General features: G+C 45.5%; 21 protein-coding genes. 13 read left to right on the top strand and 8 right to left on the bottom strand.

The features are described from left to right. Positions 1-28 precede the first annotated feature (28 nt). From lspA to rpoH, 13 genes are all read left to right on the top strand, one after another. On the top strand, positions 29-511 hold the full coding sequence (lspA, locus tag GCU85_RS07150; protein ID WP_152810495.1) for a signal peptidase II: 483 nt from the start codon (positions 29-31) through the stop codon (positions 509-511). Between the two features lie 150 nt (positions 512-661). After that, positions 662-1,621, top strand: a complete 960-nt coding sequence (gene ispH, locus GCU85_RS07145; RefSeq protein ID WP_152810494.1) for a 4-hydroxy-3-methylbut-2-enyl diphosphate reductase — start codon at positions 662-664, stop codon at positions 1,619-1,621. 102 nt (positions 1,622-1,723) lie between these two features. Beyond that, positions 1,724-2,209, top strand: a complete 486-nt coding sequence (locus GCU85_RS07140; protein WP_152810493.1) for a J domain-containing protein — start codon at positions 1,724-1,726, stop codon at positions 2,207-2,209. A 21-nt stretch (positions 2,210-2,230) separates the two neighbouring features. Further along, positions 2,231-3,472, top strand: coding sequence for an RluA family pseudouridine synthase (locus GCU85_RS07135; protein ID WP_152810492.1), 1,242 nt, complete (start codon positions 2,231-2,233; stop codon positions 3,470-3,472). Between the two features lie 188 nt (positions 3,473-3,660). After that, positions 3,661-4,680, top strand: coding sequence for a signal peptide peptidase SppA (gene sppA, locus GCU85_RS07130; RefSeq protein WP_152810491.1), 1,020 nt, complete (start codon positions 3,661-3,663; stop codon positions 4,678-4,680). Positions 4,681-4,854: 174 nt separating this feature from the next. Beyond that, the gene (locus GCU85_RS07125) at positions 4,855-6,714 is read left to right on the top strand and encodes a SurA N-terminal domain-containing protein (RefSeq protein ID WP_152810490.1); all 1,860 of its coding nucleotides are present in this window, start codon (positions 4,855-4,857) and stop codon (positions 6,712-6,714) included. A gap of 215 nt (positions 6,715-6,929) precedes the next feature. After that, positions 6,930-7,898 (top strand): RHS repeat-associated core domain-containing protein, encoded by a 969-nt coding sequence (locus GCU85_RS10000; RefSeq protein WP_218110593.1) that lies wholly within the window; start codon positions 6,930-6,932, stop codon positions 7,896-7,898. Beyond that, positions 7,895-8,443: an imm11 family protein gene (locus tag GCU85_RS07115; RefSeq protein ID WP_152810489.1), complete on the top strand. Its 549-nt coding sequence runs from the start codon at positions 7,895-7,897 to the stop codon at positions 8,441-8,443. The genes GCU85_RS10000 and GCU85_RS07115 overlap by 4 nt, the downstream gene beginning before the upstream one ends. Positions 8,444-8,605: 162 nt before the next feature. Beyond that, positions 8,606-8,707 (top strand): polymorphic toxin type 17 domain-containing protein, encoded by a 102-nt coding sequence (locus GCU85_RS10405; protein WP_152810488.1) that lies wholly within the window; start codon positions 8,606-8,608, stop codon positions 8,705-8,707. A 106-nt stretch (positions 8,708-8,813) separates the two neighbouring features. Then, the gene (locus GCU85_RS07105; RefSeq protein ID WP_152810487.1) at positions 8,814-10,160 is read left to right on the top strand and encodes an RHS repeat domain-containing protein; all 1,347 of its coding nucleotides are present in this window, start codon (positions 8,814-8,816) and stop codon (positions 10,158-10,160) included. A gap of 9 nt (positions 10,161-10,169) precedes the next feature. Beyond that, positions 10,170-10,697, top strand: a complete 528-nt coding sequence (locus tag GCU85_RS07100; protein WP_152810486.1) for a hypothetical protein — start codon at positions 10,170-10,172, stop codon at positions 10,695-10,697. A gap of 426 nt (positions 10,698-11,123) precedes the next feature. Beyond that, the gene (aroB, locus tag GCU85_RS07095) at positions 11,124-12,299 is read left to right on the top strand and encodes a 3-dehydroquinate synthase (protein ID WP_152810485.1); all 1,176 of its coding nucleotides are present in this window, start codon (positions 11,124-11,126) and stop codon (positions 12,297-12,299) included. Between the two features lie 162 nt (positions 12,300-12,461). After that, positions 12,462-13,331: an RNA polymerase sigma factor RpoH gene (rpoH, locus tag GCU85_RS07090; protein ID WP_152810484.1), complete on the top strand. Its 870-nt coding sequence runs from the start codon at positions 12,462-12,464 to the stop codon at positions 13,329-13,331. 74 nt (positions 13,332-13,405) lie between these two features. On the opposite strand, the gene rapZ is transcribed toward rpoH, so the two are convergent. The 8 genes from rapZ to GCU85_RS07050 all read right to left on the bottom strand — a co-directional run bounded on the left by rapZ (position 13,406) and on the right by GCU85_RS07050 (position 21,381). Then, positions 13,406-14,257, bottom strand: coding sequence for an RNase adapter RapZ (rapZ, locus tag GCU85_RS07085; protein WP_152810483.1), 852 nt, complete (start codon positions 14,255-14,257; stop codon positions 13,406-13,408). 88 nt (positions 14,258-14,345) lie between these two features. Further along, positions 14,346-14,810 (bottom strand): tRNA (adenosine(37)-N6)-threonylcarbamoyltransferase complex ATPase subunit type 1 TsaE, encoded by a 465-nt coding sequence (gene tsaE / locus GCU85_RS07080; protein ID WP_152810482.1) that lies wholly within the window; start codon positions 14,808-14,810, stop codon positions 14,346-14,348. 247 nt (positions 14,811-15,057) lie between these two features. Then, on the bottom strand, positions 15,058-16,077 hold the full coding sequence (locus GCU85_RS07075; RefSeq protein WP_152810481.1) for a TAXI family TRAP transporter solute-binding subunit: 1,020 nt from the start codon (positions 16,075-16,077) through the stop codon (positions 15,058-15,060). Between the two features lie 197 nt (positions 16,078-16,274). Beyond that, a complete protein-coding gene (locus tag GCU85_RS07070) occupies positions 16,275-17,171 on the bottom strand; it encodes a DMT family transporter (protein ID WP_152810480.1) in 897 nt (298 codons plus the stop codon). A 136-nt stretch (positions 17,172-17,307) separates the two neighbouring features. Continuing rightward, positions 17,308-18,846: a tripartite tricarboxylate transporter permease gene (locus GCU85_RS07065; RefSeq protein WP_152810479.1), complete on the bottom strand. Its 1,539-nt coding sequence runs from the start codon at positions 18,844-18,846 to the stop codon at positions 17,308-17,310. 17 nt (positions 18,847-18,863) lie between these two features. Next, entirely contained in the window at positions 18,864-19,313 is a 450-nt protein-coding gene (locus GCU85_RS07060; protein ID WP_152810478.1) for a tripartite tricarboxylate transporter TctB family protein, read from the bottom strand. A 181-nt stretch (positions 19,314-19,494) separates the two neighbouring features. Then, on the bottom strand, positions 19,495-20,466 hold the full coding sequence (locus tag GCU85_RS07055) for a Bug family tripartite tricarboxylate transporter substrate binding protein (RefSeq protein WP_152810477.1): 972 nt from the start codon (positions 20,464-20,466) through the stop codon (positions 19,495-19,497). Between the two features lie 78 nt (positions 20,467-20,544). After that, positions 20,545-21,381: a citryl-CoA lyase gene (locus GCU85_RS07050; RefSeq protein ID WP_152810527.1), complete on the bottom strand. Its 837-nt coding sequence runs from the start codon at positions 21,379-21,381 to the stop codon at positions 20,545-20,547. Positions 21,382-21,397 lie beyond the last annotated feature (16 nt).

Raw genomic sequence — 21,397 nt, 5'->3', positions numbered from 1 at the left:
GATAAGCGATAAGATTTTGGTGGATAGGATGTTAAATCAAGTGGTTAGTAAAGGGTTTTGGTTTGCTGTTGCATTGGTTTGGTTGGTGGTTGATTTATGGTCCAAGCAGTGGGCTGTCGATACACTCAAAGAAACTGGGCTGGGCAATATTGATGTATTACCTGTATTGCGCTGGCTTTATGCCGAAAATCATGGGGCAGCATTTAGCTTGCTGTCGGGCCAGCGGTGGTTGTTGCTATTGATTGGTGTTGTTGCCACGGTCATGTTGTTGGTGCTGATTGTCAAAACGCCTAAAAAAGAATACTTAACTTTATTTGCCTATGCCTCGATTTTAGGGGGGGCGGTCGGCAATATCTATGACCGCTATACTTTGGGGTATGTGCGCGATATGATTAGTGTTTATTACGAGCCGATTAATTTTTACTTTGCTATTTTTAATGTGGCAGACATGGCGATTTCTATTGGTGTTGGCGCGATGCTGCTTAGTTGGTTATTGGAGCGACGTCGGTAGTATTTGGCTTTAATCACGAGCGCTTCATTCTAACGTAGCTTGAGTATGCTAAAATAGGGTAAGAGTCTCGACAAATTGCCGACAAATTTAAAAGCCGACAAATTTAAAAATTTAACGCTAATTCTATTTCACTTAACAACGAATAGTTCAATGAATCAACTAAACGACACAACCCCTAATAGCCATATTCTGTTGGCGAACCCGCGCGGATTTTGCGCAGGCGTTGACCGCGCGATTTTAATTGTTGAACGCGCTATCGAGCGCCTTGGTGCGCCGATTTATGTTCGTCATGAGGTGGTGCATAATAAATTTGTAGTCAATGACTTAAAAGAAAAAGGGGCAATTTTCGTCAAAGAATTAGACGAAGTCCCTGATGGCGCGACCGTGATTTTTTCGGCGCACGGGGTCTCCAAATCGGTACAAAACGAAGCAAAGCAACGCGATTTGCAGGTATTTGATGCAACGTGCCCACTGGTCACCAAAGTCCATATCGAAGTCAGTCGCTATAGCAAACTTGGCTACGAAGTTGTCCTAATCGGACATGCGGGACATCCTGAGGTCATCGGCACAATGGGGCAATACAGCAATGCCGACGCAGGGATTTATTTGGTTGAAAGCACTGACGATGTCGAAACCCTTCAAGTCAAAGACCCGACAAAGCTCTACCATGTGACCCAGACCACGTTGTCGGTTGATGAAACCCGCAGTATTATTGATGCGCTCAAAGCCAAGTTTCCCGCCATTTGTGGGCCCAGGCAAGACGATATTTGTTATGCCACGCAAAACCGTCAAGACGCCGTACGTGAGCTTGCCAAACAATGCGATTTGGTGCTGGTGGTGGGGTCGGTAAATTCATCCAATTCTAATCGCCTACGCGAACTTGCCGAAGACAATGGTGCGCTGGCGTATTTGATTGATAATGCGTCTGAAATTCACGAAGATTGGTTGTTAAATAGTCAACGCATTGGTGTGACTGCGGGTGCTTCTGCGCCTGAGGTATTGGTACAAGATGTGATTGCGCATTTGCGCCGCGCGGGGAAAACCACCGTGTCAGAAATATCAGGTATCGAAGAGACCATCCATTTTGTACTGCCTAAACCCTTACGCTAAGTGCGTTATTGGTTTGATGCGACCCCTTACGCAACCAGCTACGCAGCCAGCCACGCAACCCGCTACGCGACCCCACTTTATTACTACAATGCGGCAATACAAATGATAAAACAGTGGCTGAAACTGACCAGGCTTTTTCGCTGTAAAAGGCTATCTAATACCCAATGGGTTGTGGTACTGCTACTCGTTGTGATTGGTTTTTATAGTGGGCGCTATCTCGGCGCGCTGGGATTGCTGCTGATTTATTATTGGTTTTTTTTAGGCCAATCGCGTCCTCCCGCACAGAATACCGGTCGCCACCGAATGGATGAAATGACCAATGAATCGTCTAATCAAGCGGCTAATAAAGCAGCTAATCAAGCGGCTAATCAAACAGTGAGCCAGTCGCTGGCGCAAGCCTGTGAACTACTAGGAGTGACGCTTGATGCAACACCAAAAATGATTGAAAATGCACGTAAAAAAAAGATTAGTCAATGCCACCCTGATAAATTATATCAAGCAAGCATACAAGACAAACGCGCGGCGGCAGACAATGTCATCGCCATTAACCAAGCCTATCATACGATTAAACAGTACAAAGGCTTTTAACCCTCACTTAGCCATCCTATTATGCCAACTCACCGACATCACGCGCCAAAAACCAGTGCCTCCGTCAAAAAACGGTCGAATACTAAAAAATCCAGCAAACAGCCACCGACTAAAAATCCTGCGCGCAAGCGCCCAGCGGCGGTAAAAGCTGGCGGCAATCCTCGTGCCGAGAATCAAACGCGGCGTAATCCGAAATCTACACCAAAAGTGGCCCAAAAAACGACAGCAAAAACGACCCCAAAAGCGACCCAAAAAACAACATCTAAAACTCGCACAGCAAAAATCAGCACAGCAAAAGTTACAGCACCAGCCCGTGCAATCTCACCCAAAACCGATGAGGATACCCGTCAAAGCTTTGGCGTCCGCCATCTCGTCATCAGCGCATCAGACGATGGCCAGCGCGTTGATAATTATTTACGAAAAATACTCCCCAATGTACCCAAATCACGGCGCTATCAAATGCTCAGAAAAGGCGAGGTTCGTCTCAATAAAAAACGCATCAGTGCCGATGATCGGCTCACAGCAGGTGACGTGTTACGATTGCCGCCAACCACCATTGACGAAAAAGCCAAGCACCATATCCCCCGCGCTTTAATCGACAAAATTCAACAAAGCGTTTTATTTAACAACGGCACGTATTTGGTGATCAATAAACCTGCTGGCTTTGCGGTCCATGCAGGCACGAAAACTGAGTTTGGTGTGATTGATATGGTTCGCGCTGCCTACCCAGATACGCCGTGGGAGCTTTGCCACCGACTGGATAAGCCAACCTCGGGGTGTTTAGTTTTTGCCAGTAATCGTGATGCGCTTCGGCACTTTCAAATGCTGTCGCAGTCAGATGGGATGACTAAGTCTTATCTGGCATTGGTCAAGGGACGTTGGGAGGTCAATCATTTAATCGTTGACTCACCGATTGAAAAAATCGACACCGTTGATGCGTTAGAGACCTTCACTGGAGACGAAAAAACCGCAGTGAGTATTTTTACGACACTAGAGACTTATAAAAGCACCAGTTTAATGCAAGTTGTCATTAAAACAGGCCGTACACACCAAATCCGTATCCACGCTGCTCGCCAAGAACACCCCGTGGCAATGGATGATAAATATGGTAATTTCAGATGGAATCGTACCTTAGAAAAATATGGCATTTCACGGTTGTTTTTACACGCGCACGTGATTCAGTTTCGCAGTGAAGATGAGACGATTCACGTCTCAGCCCCATTGCCTGAGGATTTACAACGCTACATCGACCAACAGCGCTGAGTGATGCTAACACGCTGACAGATGTGCGTATAGACACGGGTACAGGCATGGGTACAGACATAAGTATAAACAGTATTCAAGCGAAATACAAAGACCATTTAGGTAAGAAATAGATAACAATAGACTATACAGCGAGGCGGTAGTCATTTACAATATCGCCTCAATCATTGATTAGGACAATACAACTGATGACAGAATCTATCATCTCAGAAAAAAACACAAATTCTGCGACCAACAAACCCGGATGGGAGCGACAAATTCTAGAGAAAATTGCCCTAGAAGGTATCAAGGAACAGCGTCGTGCACGGCGTTGGGGTATTTTCTTTAAGATTTTATTTGTCTTGTATTTAACGCTAATCGTATTTGGTATTTTTAGCCAAAGCGAACGTACGCCTGCCACCGATCAATTCGGTAATGCCGTGACCAATGCACAATCGGATCACGTGGCGTTGCTTAGGATACATGGCACTATTGCAACCGACACAGACGCAAACGCTGAGCAATTATCAGCCACTATTCGCCGTGCAATTGCCAAACCAACGGTCAAGGGCATTGTGATTGATGCCAATAGCGGTGGTGGGTCGCCCGTGCAATCGTCCATCGTCTATCAGGCAATCCAAGCGGCAAAACAAGACTATCCTGATAAACCGATTTTAACGGTGGTCAACGATGTTTGTGCTTCAGGGTGTTATTATATTGCCTCGGCAAGCGACGAAATTTACGCAGATGCGTCTAGTATTGTTGGCTCGATTGGCGTGATTGCGCAAAGCTTTGGCTATGGCGAAACACTCAAAAAACTAGGGCTTGACCCAAGAACCTTCACCGCAGGTGAAAACAAAGACTTTATGGATCCCTCGCGCCCCATTAAGCCAGAAGAAATCGATTTTTTAAAGGGATTGTTAGACGAATTACACCAGCAATTTATTGATGCGGTTAAATTAGGTCGTGGCGAGCGCCTACAACAAGACGAGACCATTTTTAGCGGTCTCTTTTGGACGGGACAGCAGGCGCAGACACTGGGCTTGATCGATGGTATTGCAACCCCAAACGAAGTCGCGCAAAAAATAGGCAATTACCCCGTCTATGACTACATGCGTAAATCACCCTTTGAAAAGGTGTTAGAAGATTTTGGTGTAGAAGCAACTGGCATTGTTGAGAAAAGCATGGATAATATAGTCAACCCGACGCAACGCCTTCATTTTCGATAACGAGGGCTTTCGGTAGCGAGGACTTTCGGTAGCGAGGGGGCTTTATTGAATAACGCAGCGATGGTCATGGTTGTGAAAAGAAGTTTTATCATAGTGTATTATCATTATTCATTTATTATAGTTAATCATGGGATTTATTAATCCACACGGACACATAGTTTACAGAGGTTACAAATGGCATTAGAGGAAATCAGACAAAACAAAAGTGGCAAAGGCGTTTATGTTGTCATCGGATTATTACTGTTAGGGATGATTGGGTTTGGTACGAGTGAGTTCGGCCTCAATCGTGAAACCCGCCAAACAGAGATTTTTGAAGCCGGTAAAGCCAAAATCACCGAAGCCGAATACCGTAATCGTTTGTCACGTGTGCAAGCAAGCAATCCTGATATGCCGCTAGCGCAAACACAGCAATTGGTGTTGGATAGCCTGAGACGCCAAGTTGCGCTCGAAGATTTTATTAATCAATATCCCGTGCTGCCAGATGCAGCAACGATTGATAACGCCATTGTGAATAATCCCAGTTTTCAGCTAGGCGGCGAATTTAACCAAGAAGCCATGAATCGCGTTGTTCAAGGACAGTTTCGCATGCAGCTCAGCGAATACCGCCAGAGTTTAGCCAAAGAAATGGGGTTAGATATCATTCAGCGCACAATCATTAATAGCAGTATCGTGAGTGACGTTGAAGTTGCGCCGTTTTTGCTGCTAAATAACGTTTCACGCGATGTGCGTATTGCTAAAATTGCCGCTAGCACGGTCAGCAATACTGCCAGCACGGATGAAATTGCTGCCTATTATGAGGAAAACAAAGGTGACTTTTTGAGCGATGAGCAAGTCGCATTCACCTATGTTGAGCTAAACCCTGCTGATATTGAAAGCACGATTACCGTGACAGACGAAGAAATTGCCACCGCAAACGCCCCAATTCGAAGCGCAAATTATTATCTATTTAGCGATGAAGCATCGGCACAATCCGCCTATGACAAATTGGTCGCAGGCGAACCTATTGATGCCGTGAAACAAGCCGCAGGCGCTACGCTAGAAGACAGCGGTGATTTGGGCGCGATTAATCCTGAAGTCGGCGCGGATGATATTGTCCCGCAGGCGATTGCCGATGCACTCTATGCCATCAACGCAACAGGGCAATTTTCAGCACCGGTCGTCACCGAACTGGGTGTTTATTTGGTCGAATTAACCGACATGTCGGATAGCCAACCATTGGATGCGGTGCGTGACGAGCTAATTGCGACACTCCGTGCAGCCAAAGCCGAGCCAAAAATTCGTGAAATAAACGACAAACTAAATACAGCCGTTTTTGAAGCCGCCACACCGACGGTGGCTGCGATTGCTGAGGCGACAGGATTGGCACAGCAAACCCAAAGCTTGACTGCGCTGACGAGCAACCAAGGGATTTTGGCAACCCCTGAATTGGTGCAGTCAATCCAAGACAGCAATCGCAATACCAACGAATTACAAGAACCCGTCGTCATCGGTGATCGCGTGATTGTCTATCAACTCACTGACGTGATTGCACCAGAACAGCTAGCACTTGACGAAGTCCGTGACCAGATTGAGCAGCAAATCATCGCCGACAAAAACAAAGCCGAGCTACAATCGATGGCAGAGGCGTTAGTCGAATCAGCTAAAACCGACGGACTAGAAACGGCAGCTAAGGCAAGTGACTACCCCGTTAAATTGATAGAAAACTTTGATGCGCAAATGAGTGAAGATGATTTTGTCGATGTCATTGCTAAATTTTTGATTGCACAACAGCCGCCTTTGTTGGGTAATGAATATGCTGAGCTGGTTGACTCACCGACAGGCGATTTCTATGTCTATGTTAACGAGGAGGTACGCTTTGACGAGACCGCAGACGACCAGCAACGCGAAACACTAAAGGCCAATTTAGCCCAACAGCTAGGCGCGTCACAGCTAAGCAGCTTTGCTAACGCGATAACCGAGCGCGCCAATATCAAAGACCGCTCCGCGCGTGTGTTAAACGCAACGGATGACACGGTAAATATACCAATGCAGTAGCGTATTTGCAGGGTATAGGGGTGAGGCTGGCTTCATTTTTGACAAGTTGCTTAGCCGTTATTTTTTCTCTTGCTTGTTCGGTTAATCAAAAAAGCCCGCGTCCGCGGGCTTTTTTGATTTGCTGTTTGTTGAGGCATTGCGGATTAATGCTTTACTAACAAATTACACTTATATTTCCAATTGCCACAATCGCCTTTGACGATTAGAATGACCGTATGTTTCGTTATTTGACTTTTATTTTATTATTGCTGACGTTGGTCGGGCAGCAGGTGGGTGCGGTTGTTAATTCCGCCGTTAATCCCGCTGTGCAAGCCTATGCCACAGATAGTGCTACAAATAGTACTACAAATAGTACCATTGCCAGCAATCGTAATAAGCAATTATTCACCGTAGGCTACACCGGGCATCAAGAGGACATCAATAGCAACCTTATCTACGCTAAGGCGCGTTATTATCACCCTGAGATAGGTCGATTTTACGCACCTGATCCGATTGCGTTTAGGGCGAGCGATTTAACGAGCTTTAACCGCTATGCTTACGGCGCGAATAACCCGTATAAGTACACGGATCCGACGGGGATGGTCGGGATGAGTAATGCGGCGCTGTATGGTCCGTCGGGCGATAACAATGATTGGCGTCCAGCCATTCAACTGCTTGTTTTTGACTATACGGCTTGTTCATCGGTATCTTGGGGTTGCGCTGGCGAAGTCGCGATGATATTCCCCGTTGCCAAAGTATTTAAAGTCGGTAAAATAGTGGAGAACATCGCCGATGCTAGCGACGCCGCAGCAGATGCCGCAGCAGATGCCACCAAGGTCGCCGCTAAATCGGCTGATGAGGTTGGGGAGGTTACAAAGAAAGCACCAGTCCACCACATATGTACTAACAAAAACTGTGTCTCTACAGCACGTGGGGGGCCTTGGACTCCACGATTTGATGAAATATTTAAGAAAGCCGGTCTGGATTTAGATGATGCTGTAAACAAGGTGGCTATACCTGGCCATAAAGGTCCCCATCCAGAAGCATATCACTCCTACGTGCATAAAGAGCTTTTGTCAGCAACCCGTGGTTTGAAAGCGAATTCAGATGCGTATCGAAACGCGGTTACTGGAACTTTGGATCGTATTAAAACCGAAGCGACTACGGTGGGCAGTCAAGTTAATAGGTGGTTGACGAAGCAATGAAATACTTCGAACTAAACGATGATATTAATTTTCCTAACAGGTGGTATTTGGGTGATATTTCCGAAGTTGACAATTGGGAGTTGTCAACTTCGATCCCAGAAGGCACCGTTAGTTTAAATATAGAGATTGTTCGTAATGGTGAAGAAATGGATTTCACTTTCACTGAAGCTTACGGTGTGCCAGTTGTTAGTCTGAAAGTAAAGGAAGCACTTGATGGTATACAGGGTATAAATTTTATTCCTTTGCAGGTTCTGGGGAGGCAGTGCTCTACTAAATACTTTGTTTTGGTAACTAATGAAATAGTTGAATGTGTTGATGAGGCAAATTCAGAGTTTCAAAAGTTTGAGGAAAATGATCCTGTCAGACCGGACAAAGCTGGAGAATATAGGGCATTCATGAAATTACGTTTGGATGCGAGTAAAATCGTAGGCATAGATATTTTTAGATTAATGAAGTTTGAAGTTGCTGTAATCGTCAGTGAACGAGTCAAACAAAGGCTAGAGTCTGTAAGTACGACTGGGTTGGATTTAACTGCTGTAGTCTAATGTTACAAAGAGGACACCCGCGGAATCAGCTGTCGACCCGCGTGGCACAGCAGGAGCGGCAAAAGCTTTCACTTCCATCAAAGGTCGACTTAAAACTGCACGGTTACCCACCACAGGAAAAATTCGCTTTGTACCTCAAAAGGGGTATAACCCATCAACCCGTTGGCACGAGGACCAAATAATGGCTTTATTGATCGCTTTGGTAATGAGTGGGTTCGTGGGCCATCTCGGACGAAAGGGCAAGCGTTTGAGTGGGATGCTTGATCTGCCCACAAAAACGGTATTTTTTTAGGTGGGATAAAATTAAAAGTGGATTTCATATGGCTACTTCCAATTTGCCACAATCGCCTTTGGCGATTAAAATAACCGTATGTTTCGTTATTTGACTTTTATTTTATTATTGCTGACGTTGGTTGGGCAGCAGGTGGGTGCGGTTGCCGCTTCGGCTAACACTTTATCCCACCAAATCAGCTATGATGGTTCGGTTAACCGTTTGTTATGGGTAGGTCGTAACCAAAATAACCAAGACTATACGTTTACCTACGATGATTACGGCAATGTCATTGATGATGGCATTGCGCAGTATACTTACCTAGCAGACAATACTTTAGTACAGGTTAGTAGTGGGGCGTTGCGTAGTTATGATACGAACAATCACCGTGTTGAAAAAGACGGTCGTGCGTTTGTTTACGATGCCAACCAACGCTTAGTCGGGGTTTACGATAGTCTCACTGGCTCACGGGTTAAGGAATACGTTTATTTGGGTGAGCAAGCCGTCGCCAGACTGGGTGATGCAAGCCTGCCAATCACGTATTTGCATCACGACACGTTAGGCACGCCAGTGGCTGCCAGTGACGCGCTGGGGATGACGTTATGGCAAGAGGAGCGCCGTGCGTACGGGACGATCAATACCGCGGCATCAACACCACGCGATAACAGTGTCTTTACGCTAGGCTATACGGGGCATCAAGAAGACATTGAGGGCAACCTCATCTACGCCAAGGCGCGTTATTATCACCCCGTGATTGGTCGTTTTTACGCCCCTGATCCGATTGCGTTTAGGGCGAGTGATTTAACGAGCTTTAACCGCTATGCTTACGGCGCGAATAACCCGTATAAGTACACGGACCCGACGGGGATGGTCGGGATGAGTAATGCGGCGCTGTATGGTCCGTCGGGCGACAACAATGATTGGCGTCCAGCTATTCAACTGCTTGTTTTTGACTATACGGCTTGTTCATCGGTATCTTGGGGTTGCGCTGGCGAAGTCGCGATGATATTCCCCGTTGCCAAAGTATTTAAAGTCGGTAAAATAGTGGAGAACATCGCCGATGCTAGCGACGCCGCAGCAGATGCCACCAAGGTCGCCGCTAAATCGGCAGATGAGGTTGGGGATGCTGGGAAGAAGAGAGGTCCTAAAACAGACCCAAATGCTCCGCACAATAAAAAAATTCGCGAAATTGGCGATCAAATCGAAGCAGATGGTGGTACGGTTATAGCCGGAGGCGGTAGATTCCCTGAGCAGTTAGTCAAGACTCCTAACGGAAACAAAGGTGGTCGCAGACCAGACGTTCTTTACCAAGACTGTAAAGGTAACTTGTGTGGGGTAAACGTAGGGAAAACCAAAGTAGATGGCTCACCGATTAAACGTGAACAAGAAGCACTTGATGACTTGAACGGTGCTGGCCTCCCCACAAAATTTGAGCGGTATGATTAGGACGTAACTATGAAAAAAATAATGATTCAGTTTCACGCTACGTTAGAGGAGTTAGTTGGGTATGTAAACTCAGTTAGTTCCGAGTTTGAGTTGTTTGTAACGGTGATGGTTCTAAAGCCCTTTTCTTTAAAGGAAATAGCTGGGGAATTGTCAGTTGAGGCACTGAATTTTGATGGCTACATTCGTATCATTTTCACCACTCAAAAACCCTCTATGGACGCTACTTCACAAAATAATTTTTTCGACTTGAACCAAGGTGCTATTGGTTTACTCATTGGAAGATTGACAGAGCAAGGATTAAAAGAGTCAGCTTTGTCGTTTATGTCCGATAACAAGGAAGAAATTGCAATTGCCAATAAGGTTGCTTTAAGATTGAAAAAGATAACCAAAGCCGGAGCAATAGCAGTAGATCCAATCAATGGTGCTGAGGCGAACGCTCGCACCCATCGCTATACAGAGGGTGCAAAAGCTTTGTATGACGAAGGAGTGAAAATAATACCTTTGGCAGGGAATTGTTTTTTTAAGTTTACTAATTAACCGTTTCAAAGATGAGATATAAAATGCATTAATTTGCTCAACAAAAAACGGTATTTTTTTAGGTGGGATAAAATTAAAAGTGGATTTCATATGGCTATTCCCAGTTGCCACAATCGCCTTTGGCGATTAAAATAACCGTATGTTTCGTTATTTGACTTTTATTTTATTATTGCTGACGTTGGTTGGGCAGCAGGTGGGTGCGGTTGTTAATCCCGCCGTCAACTCCGCTGTTAATGAATAACTAATCATTAACTAATCAAATAACCCTTGTAATTAACATTGGGTGCCTTAAAATACCTTTTTGAGTTGTTTGGAATTGGGGTCAGTTTACCCCTAACTGCTCTCTGAGCGTGCTTCGGCTTTCTAGGCGTAGCCTAGTTGCGCTAGGGCGTTAATTATTACGTTAATAAGATCAAAAGGTATTCTATGAAAACGGTTTATGTTGAGCTCGATCAATTTCGTTACCCGATTTATATCGGTAGCGGCCTATTGACGCAAGCGAGTCTGCTGGCAAAACATATTCATGGCAGACAAATTTGTATCATAACCAATGCCGTGATTGCAACGCATTATTTGGATGGGTTCAAACGAACGCTCAATGACTTACTCAATCAATCAATGAGTCAGCCACTCACTCAACCAGTTACTCAGCCAGTTAGCCAATCAGAGCAGGAAAACAAAACAAACAGCCGCATTGAAACGGTGATTTTGCCAGAGGGTGAAACACACAAAAACCAAGCAGCAATTGACCAAATTTATGAGTCCTTGCTGACAAAACGATTTGCTCGTGATTGCGTGATTATTGCGTTAGGTGGTGGTATTGTTGGTGATGTGGCAGGGTTTGCGGCTGCGTCTTATCAGCGTGGCGTTGATTTTATACAAATACCAACGACGTTATTGGCGCAAGTCGATTCTTCGGTCGGTGGCAAAACCGGTATTAATCATCGGCTAGGTAAAAATATGATTGGTGCATTTAAGCAGCCTAATGCCGTCATTATAGACACAGATGTGCTGTCAACCTTGCCGCAGCGAGAAATTGCAGCCGGCATGGCCGAGGTGATTAAGTATGGTTTGATTCGTGATAAGGCTTTTTTGATGCGGTTGGACACGATATTGGAAAGCACTATCGCATTATCACCATCAGCGATAACCGAGGTGATTGAAACTGCCTGTCGACACAAAGCAGCCGTCGTTGCCAACGATGAAAAGGAAAAAGGCGAACGGGCGACACTAAACCTAGGACATACTTTTGGTCATGCTATCGAATCAGTCACCCAGTACAAAACGTATTTGCACGGCGAAGCAATTGCCATCGGCATGATGATGGCGCTGGATTTATCCAAAACGTTGGGGTGGATTGACCAAGCAGACTGTGATTTGGCTGAGTCATTGTTTGTGCGTGCAGGCTGCCCAACAACGCTACAAATACCCATCGCAGCGGATACGATTCGCTCTGCCATGCAGCATGATAAAAAAGTGTTGGGTGAGCGATTACGACTGATTTTAGTAAAAGCACTGGGCGAAGCGGTTATTTGCGAAGGCATTGATGAATCGCTAATTTTAGATTGTATTACGAACCGAACCATTCCCATTGACTCGTGAGTATTTGCAATGTGGGTATTTGCAATGTGGGTACTTGCAATGTATGCCGTGACGATGATAAATCAACAAGGGAAGCTGGCTATCGTCAACAGATTGGCAATGAAGTCTTGAAATTAATTCAATTACCCTCATAATAATGGTATCGATAGCAAAAGAGTGATTATGAGTAAATATCTCAGTACCGTCAATCAACTACCTGCTGCCCAAGATGATATTGGTAGTTATTTCAGTAAAATCAGCAAGATTCCTGTTCTGACAAAAGAAGAGGAACAAGCGCTAACGCACGAGTTATACTATAACAATAGCATTGAGGCGGCGCGAACGCTCATTTTGCATCACCTGCGCTTTGTCGTTTATATCGCTAAAAACTATCGTGGTTATGGCTTGGCATTGCCAGATTTAATCCAAGAAGGCAACGTTGGTCTCATGAAGGCGGTGAAAAATTTTGACCCCAATAAAAATGTGCGGTTGGCTTCGTTTGCTGTGCATTGGATAAAGTCTGAAATCAATGAATTTGTCATCAAAAATTGGAAAATGGTCAAAGTCGCCACCACCAAAGAGCAACGCAAACTCTTTTTTAACTTGCGTAGTCAAAAGAAAACATTTAATTGGTTAACGGTAGACGAGGCACAAAAAATTGCCGATGATTTACATGTGAGCAAAGAACAAGTGTTTGAAATGGAGTCCCGCCTAGCTGGACAGGATGTTTCCTTTGACTTTACTGATCAAGACGAGGATAGCGAGAGTAGCAATGCCTTGGTCCCTAGCCATTGGCTTAGCACTTCAGAAAGCGAAGACCCTGCAATAATTGCAGAACAAAATGAAACATCTGCAAACAATCAAATGGCGATTCATGCCGCGCTCAATTCATTGGATGAGCGGAGTCGTGAAATTGTCATGAAACGCTGGCTAGACGAAGACAACAAATCCACCCTGCAAAATTTAGCCGATGAGTACGGTGTCTCACCTGAGCGCATTCGACAAATTGAGACACAAGCCATGAAGAAATTACGCAGCCATATGATTATGTAGCTATTTGCGTAATCTGCTGAAAAGTATCATTTATCTGTTATTTTGTGGTCTGTCAGGCAGAGTAGGTGTCAGGATTAATGATCGGGCAAGTCGCGATGGCGTAGGTTTAATTTTGGGTAGTCGATTCGCAGGGCTTTGGCCAAGGTCTCTGTCATAAAAACACTGCGGTGCTTGCCGCCTGTACAGCCCACGGCGATAGTGAGATACGAACGGCTGCTCTGTAAATACGTCGGTAGCCATTTTTTCAGGTACGCAAGCGTGTCATTGGCAAAATCATGTGTCACGTCGAATTGCGATAAATAGGTTTGTATCGCTTCGTCTTTGCCATTGAAGTGACGAAGCGAGCTGTCCCAGTAAGGATTGGGTAAAAAACGAACGTCATAGACCAAATCCGCGTCAATAGGAACCCCATATTTAAAACCAAACGATTCTAGGGTAATAACAGGAATGGTATCGTTAGCAATCGACAGCCAGTCGGTGATGCGTGATTTAAGCTCGTAAATATTCAGTGCGCTAGTATCAATGCGATAATCTGCACTAAGCAGGAGCGGGGATAATACTTTTTTTTCTTTTTCAATGGCGTCGGTGAGCGTGATGCCTTGCATGCTTAATGGGTGCTTGCGCCGTGATTCGCTGAACCGCTTGATGAGCACGCTATTTTTAGCGGTTAAAAATAACACACGGGCTGGATTGGCGGGGTCTTGCTTTTTAAACGATGCAATGAGCTGCGGAATGGTTTTGGTGTTACTCGTTTGGCTGCGGATATCAATACCCACCGCAATGGGTACATCGATATTTTGTTGTTCTTTATACAACGCAGGCAACAGCGTGATAGGTAAATTGTCAATGCAATAATACCCTAAATCCTCTAATGTGTGCAGGGCGACTGTCTTACCAGCGCCAGAAAGTCCGCTTATGATAATCATTGGCTCAGTCTAGCATACTCGATGAAAGTTTTATCAAAAAAACGATGATTGATGATAAATTAACGGTAATGCCTGGTTAGCGCGCTAATTAACGCGTTATAGTTAATGTACGGCGTCCATCAGCGGTATACTGAAAATGCAGTTGGATGTCTGGTCGTGGGAGAACGCCGCGCCCCTTTTCTGGCCATTCAACGAGGCAAGTCGCTTGCTTTTCCAGTACCATGTCAATCAGCCCAATTTCATATAATTCTTCAGGTGAGCCAAGGCGATATAAATCACAGTGAATAATCGATACGGGTTTGTCGATATTAGTCGAATTGCTATTGTTAGCATTGTTATCAATGTCATACTCATTCATAATCGCATAAGTTGGGCTGTTGACAATCCCTGAATAGTCTTTGGCTTGAATGAAAAGTTGGCTAAATGTCGTTTTGCCTGCGCCTAAATCACCGATGAGATATATCCACAAGCTACCATGAGAATCATGTGATAGTTGTTTTGCAACTTGTGCTAGCTGGCTAATATCAGTAATGTCGATGGAGTGGCTTTGCATGTTGTCGGGGCGCGTTAGAAGTGCATGTTAAAAGTGCATGTTAAAAGTGCGTGGCACTAATGCACTGTGTTAATTCGCGGTGTTAGGCCACCTACATTAATCCAACATTGGCAAACGCCACCTGAGCTAATCGTGGTTTAATCTTGGTTAGCCAAGGTGGCGACTAATAATAATCGCGGACGGTATTTAACCTTGCCGTTAGCGTTTTTCTCGCGTATTTTTCGTTAGCGTTTGCCGTTAGTCTTGGTTATTCAGCTTTGGGCGCTTCATCTTCATCTTCATTTTCATTTTCTAAATAGCCTTGCGCTATAAAGTAAGCTTTAGCACCTGGATGAAAGTCAAGAATCGACTGTGCAGAGACAATTAGTTCTGCATTTGTATTGCCTAGCGCTTTGACATTGTTTTTAATGTCGCTTAGTTTTTCGACAATTCTGCCAACAATGGCGCCCGCAGTCTCATTACTCACGGTATTTTTATTGGCGATTAAAATGGCGTTCACGCCAATCGATTCAAGTTGTGGTGAGCCATGATAGGTGTTTGCAGGGATTGTGGCGCGGTAAAAATAATTGTGTTCTGTCGTTAGCTTTTCGATTAATTCATCAGGTAAACCAATCAAATCAACCTCGCAGGCAGAAACAATGCTATGCAGCGCCAAGGCGGGTGTACCACCAATGTAAATCAGTGCGTCAAAGCTTCCGTTACATAGTCCGTTTCTCCCATCTTCGCCGTATGGGCTTAGGTTAGAGACTGATTCTAAGTCGGGTAACATGACGTTACTCTCTTTGAGTAAGAAGTTTGACGTATCCCAAACACCGCTGCCTTCAGGGCCTAGATTAATTCTTTTGCCTGTGAAATCCGTGATTGAGCGAATATTGGCATCTTTTCGCGCAACAATCAATACGGTTTCGGTGTAGAGCCCCATGAGTGGCATCACGTTAGGGTGATTGTCCATTTCTTTGGCGAGTACGTCTGATTGGACCACGCCAATATTGACTCGACCATCATTGACACGCTGCATGTTTTCAACAGAGCCTTTGGATGGTTGGGTGACGCATTTGCCAATATCGCTTTGGTTGATTTCTTTGCAGATATCACCAACGATACGGTTATAAGTACCGCCTGGGCTACCAGATGTCGCCATGGTGATTTGTACCGCATGCGCTGATTGCGTGAAAGCAGCAAGTAAGACAACAGCACTGGTGACAGTACTGGCAACGGTATTGGTAAATGTACTGGCAAACGTACTGATTCGTGTGGATTTATTCAACGTACTTCTCCAATGTATATTATTTTATCGCCATTATCTCAAATTTTTAACTAAGTTACTAGCGTAAAATGCGCGCTTATTACCACGCTTATTACCACACTTATTACTGCGGTTAATATCGTGTTATTTAAGTCGGTGCTGAAGCAATGAATAGCTGATTATTTTTGTGTTAATTTTTCTGTTGTGCGGTTTGTCTTTTATAGCCAAATCACCAGTAAACTCGAACCAACAATCATGAGAATCGCGAGGTATTCAAGCCAATGAATTTTTTCACGGAAATAGCGCCAAGTAATCGCCATTGCAAAGAGGATTTCAAGGTGTCCTAGCGTTTTGACTAGTGTGATATTTTGCAAGGCGTAGGCCCAAAACCAACCAAAGGATCCGAGTACAGAAACCGTGCCGATAAACAGACAAGCCTTTAGATGCCGTCGGATGCTTTTAAATAATGTGGGGCTGAGTAAAGCAATATAGCAACCACCCAATAGGCTTTGTGCGAATAAAACCGTGAGCAAAGTCAGGCTGGCGGCTTGGTAGCTGGTCGAATCTGTCAGTGATAGGTTGGCTTTGCGGATATAAATAGCAGCAATGGCAAATAATAATCCAGACAGTAAACCCAGCCCAGCAGAGGGCGTGTCTAATTTTTTGATTAAGGTTGCGGCATCCAGATTGGCTTGCTGGACGGAGATAATAAAAACACCCGTGACGCCGATGGCGACTGAAAGCCACGCCACTAACGATAAAGACTCTCCTAATAGAAATAGGCTAAGTAGGGCGGCAAACAGCGTTTCGCTTTTGACCAGCGTTGCGCCGACCGCGAAATTTCGTCGATTGAGTAGTTTAACGGCGCATAATGCCCCTGAAAATTGCGCCAGCGCGGCAATGGCGGCATAACTAAGAAACGCTGTTTGTAATTGGTTAGCAGGCGATTTGTCAGCAAAAAGCAGCAGTACCAAACCCGCAGCAATCGGTAAACCAAATGCAAACCGTACCCAAGTGACAATTAACACAGGTAGGTGCGTACCGAGCGTCTTTTGACCTGCATTTCGAAGTGCCTGCATGAGTGCGGCAAAAACCGTGATAAATGCCCAGAGCATTTAGTGCCTGTATATGGTGCGCATTGTTTTGTTTTGGCGTAATGGGTTAAATCGCAGTGAAATCGCAGTTAACTTACGGTTAAATCGGGATTAAATTGCGGATTAAATTTAGTTTGAATGGCGATATGGCCTATGTTTAGCCACCTTCACCAGCACGTTCTTGGCGTTTGCCCAATAGATTTCTTAAGGTAGGCATTAGCATAGGAACAACCAAAATTAAAACAGCAATAACCAAAATACTGAGCGTCAATGGGCGCTCCCATACAAATGACCAGCTATCATCATTAATCAGTAAGGCTCGACGCAAGTTTTCTTCCATCATGCCGCCTAGGATAAAGCCTAGCAGCATGGGGGCAAGCGGAAAGTCTAGCAGTCGTAATATTACCGCCGCAATGGCAAAAATGACCATCAAATGGATGTCAAATGTATTGAATGTGACAAAATAAACCCCGATGAGAGAAAAGAAAATAATCATGGGTAACAGTAAATTTGTCGGGATGGTCAATATTTTAGAAATATAAGGAATCAACGGCAAATTCAGAATTAACAGGACAAGACAACCGATATACATAGAGATAATAACAGACCAAAATACTTCGGGGTTGTCCACAAACAGCCGCGGTCCAGGTTGTACGCCATAAGAAATTAGCGCGCCTAACATAATCGCGGTAGTGCCAGAGCCTGGAATACCTAGCGTCAGCAGCGGAACAAATGACCCTGAGCAAGCCGCATTATTGGCGGTTTCGGGCGCGGCCAAGCCACGGATAGAGCCTTTGCCAAATTCTTTGGCACGTTTGGCGCCGCCTAGGCGTTGTTCCATGCCATAGGCCAAAAAACTGGCAATGGTGGCGCCTGCACCAGGCAGTACGCCGACGAAAAATCCCAATACCGAAGAGCGAGCGACAGTAGGCGCCATTTCTTTGACTTCGGCTTTGCTGAGACGAATCGAGCCGATGTTTTTTTGGGCCTCGCGTTCTTGCTGGCGATTGGCTTCATTCGGGCGTTTTAAGATAGTCATCAAGGCTTCTGATAAAGCAAAGGCTGCCATGGCTAGCAATAAAAAGCTAATACCATCCAGTAAATCCAGCATACCTAAAGTGAATCGAGGGATGCCCTGTGTTTCATCGGTGCCTACGGTAGAAAGCATCAATCCAAATACAGTCATTAGGAGGGCTTTGACCATGCTGCCTTTACCGGCAAAAGCGGCCACAGCAGTCAAGCCCAGTACCATCAGGGCAAAATAATCACTGGATTGAAAAGAAAGCGAAATTTTGGCCAACGAAGGCGCTGCAAATAATAGAAACAACGCAGCGATGGTGCCACCGCTAAATGATGAATAGGCGGCGATGGCGAGGGCTTTTCCTGCCATCCCGTTTTTCGCCATCGGGTAGCCATCAAATGCAGTCGCTACCGTGCCTGCAACGCCTGGGGCGTTAATTAAGATTGAGGAAGTCGACCCGCCAAAAATCGCGCCGTAATAAACCCCTGCCATTAGAATCATGCCCGTTGCAGGTTCAAAACCATAGGTGATTGGAATCATCAGCGCAATGGCTGAGATGGGGCCTAGCCCAGGTAGCATGCCAATAAATGTACCAATAAAGCAACCAAGCACGACCATCATCAGATTGGTCGGGGTGATGGCGGTGCTGAGTCCAATTAAAATGCCTTCTAACATGGTAATCCTCGCTATGGTTAGGTAAGAAACGCTGGCAAGGCCTCGATGTAAACATCTAGCCCCTTATTCATTAAAAGCCAAAACGAAACAGAAAAGGTAATAGCAACGGTTGCGATTAGCCACCAGCGCCGCTCACCTAAAACAAGCATCATGGATGCAAGGAATAAAATAGTGGCTAAAATAAAACCGAGCGGCTTAACTAAAAATCCGTAGGCGACCATGAGTGCACAAATCAGTATGGCTGATTGCCAATCAAAGCCTTTTATCGCAGGGCGTGCATTACTGCCTGGTTTTATAAGTAAGATAAGGGATAAAACAATCCCCAGCCCTGTTAATGCCATGGGCATCGTTTTGGCGGTAAACGCCGCTTTGGCTTGTATGGGCAGCAACGGGATTTGTGTCGCCAATATGCCGTAGGTGATACAAAAAACCAGTAGCAACAAGGCGCCGATACGATCATTGGTCATGACGGTTATCCTTTGTAATATAGTCGGTGTACATCAATGCCATAGCATCTTTATTCATGCTACTGCAATAGGTGTTTATGTTTTTTTATATTTTATTTATGGGGCAGTGGCCTTGTCGCTTGGGGTTAGTCTTTGTGACCGTCCTGCTTCAGGGCGATAAGACCACTGGCAACCCATTGTTTTATAAGAACCCTAGCTCACGCATCAAATCCGCAATGGCTTTTTCTTGGGCTTCTAAAAAAGCCGAAAAGTCATCGCCTGGATGCCATATGTTAATCCAGCCGTTACGCGAGCGAACGGTTTCCCACGCCTCTGTTTCGTACATTTTTTCAAAGGCCGCGATATAAGCCGCTTTTTTGTCTTCGGCTAAGTTGGGGGCGGCAAAATAACCACGCCAATTGACAAACTCGGTATCAGAACCCGACTCTTTACACGTTGGGTAGTCTGGCGCATCAGCAACACGCTCTGCGGCCGTGACGCATAAAATTTTAACCTCACCTTGTCTGGCCAACTCTAGTGCTTCACTCATGCCCGTTGATAATGCTTTGATTTCACCTGACAGTAATCCTGCCATTGCTTTTCCGCCCGCATCATAGGGGATGTATTTGACATCGACTGGGTTTGCGCCTACGCCTTTCATGACAAGCGCGGCGACCAAGTGATCCATACCACCAGCAACCGAACCACCGCCGATAGCGACTTTAGTCGGGTCGGCTTTGTAGGCTTGTACCAAATCATCGAATTGATTGATTTCTGAGTCTTTGTGTACGACCATTGCCGCATAGTCACCAATAATGCCTGCGACAGGGGTTAAGTCACGGAAATTTTGTGGAAATTGTTTTTGCAACGAGCGAATGATGATGGGTGTTGAGTTAACCATCAATGTCTCATCGTTGGCGGATTCTATCAAGTGTGCGATGGCCTTACCGCCACCACCGCCTGACATGTTTTCATAGGATGCATTACCAACGATACCAGCTCTCGTGAGCGCTTCGCCAGTTCCGCGTGCGGTACCATCCCAGCCACCACCTGCACCGCCTGGCACGAGAAAGTGAATTTTGTCAATATCGGTTGCCTGCGCATTGACACTCGCACCCAGCACCAGTGCGAGCAATGAGGCTTTAAGTAGTGGTTTGTTAAAATAATTATTCATGGTTTTTTTCATCATGTCCTCTTTTAGTTTGTTGTGGTTTATATCGTGATTTATATCGTAATTAATGGGTTAATTGTATTATTTGTCGGTTTGATGTTTTGCTATGTCTCTAGGTTCGGGGCCATCGTAAGTCCAGCGGTAATGGGGGGGTGTTGCGCCTTTTAGGCGTTCGTTTTTTTCACTTTGTTCCCACGCATGCGCCAAGATGCCCACGGAGCGCGATAAACAAAATAGTCCCCTTGCTAACGCAGGGCTAAACCCAAGCTCAGCGTATATAACCGCAGTGACCCCATCAATGTTCATTGGGATGGCTTTGCCTTTGCGTTTTGCCAGATGGGATTCAACAGCGAGTGCAATATCACGGAAATGCCCCGTGACAATGGCGTTGTCAACAGCGTGCTGAACTAACGCAAGCAATCGCGGTGTGCGAGGGTCTATCGGGTGAAAACGGTGGCCAAACCCTGGGATGATTTTTTGCCCTTCGTTGGCATACGCGTCCAGTGTGTTTTCGACGGCATTATTGAGGTCTTGTCCTGCTTGTACTGCACTATCAATTTGCTGGTAAAGCAGCATGGCCTGTTGTCCAGCACCGCCATGAATATCCCCCAAGACATTGACAGCAGAGCCAAGTGCGTTGTTTAAATCAATGCCGCAAGTGATGGCCATTCGGGCAATGCCAATACTGGGTGCTTGTGGCCCGTGATCGACTGCGGCGACTAAAGCGCCCTCAAGTAACTCAGCCTGTTGAGGCGATGGTAATTCGCCACGGGTCATCAACCATATCATATCGACAAAACTCACATTGCCAATCAATTGTTCGATGGGGTAGCCACGGAATCGGATGATGCCAGGTGACATATCAATAATGGCAGAGCGCCACCAATCACTGACGTCTGTGTTTGCACAAGGTTGCATCGACTTATTTTGCGTT

It is taken from the genome of Ostreibacterium oceani, assembly GCF_009362845.1.
In the GTDB taxonomy this organism is placed as follows: Bacteria; Pseudomonadota; Gammaproteobacteria; order Cardiobacteriales; family Ostreibacteriaceae; genus Ostreibacterium; species Ostreibacterium oceani.
Note: the sequence above shows the minus strand (reverse complement) of the source record. Positions and strands in the feature narration are given on the sequence as shown.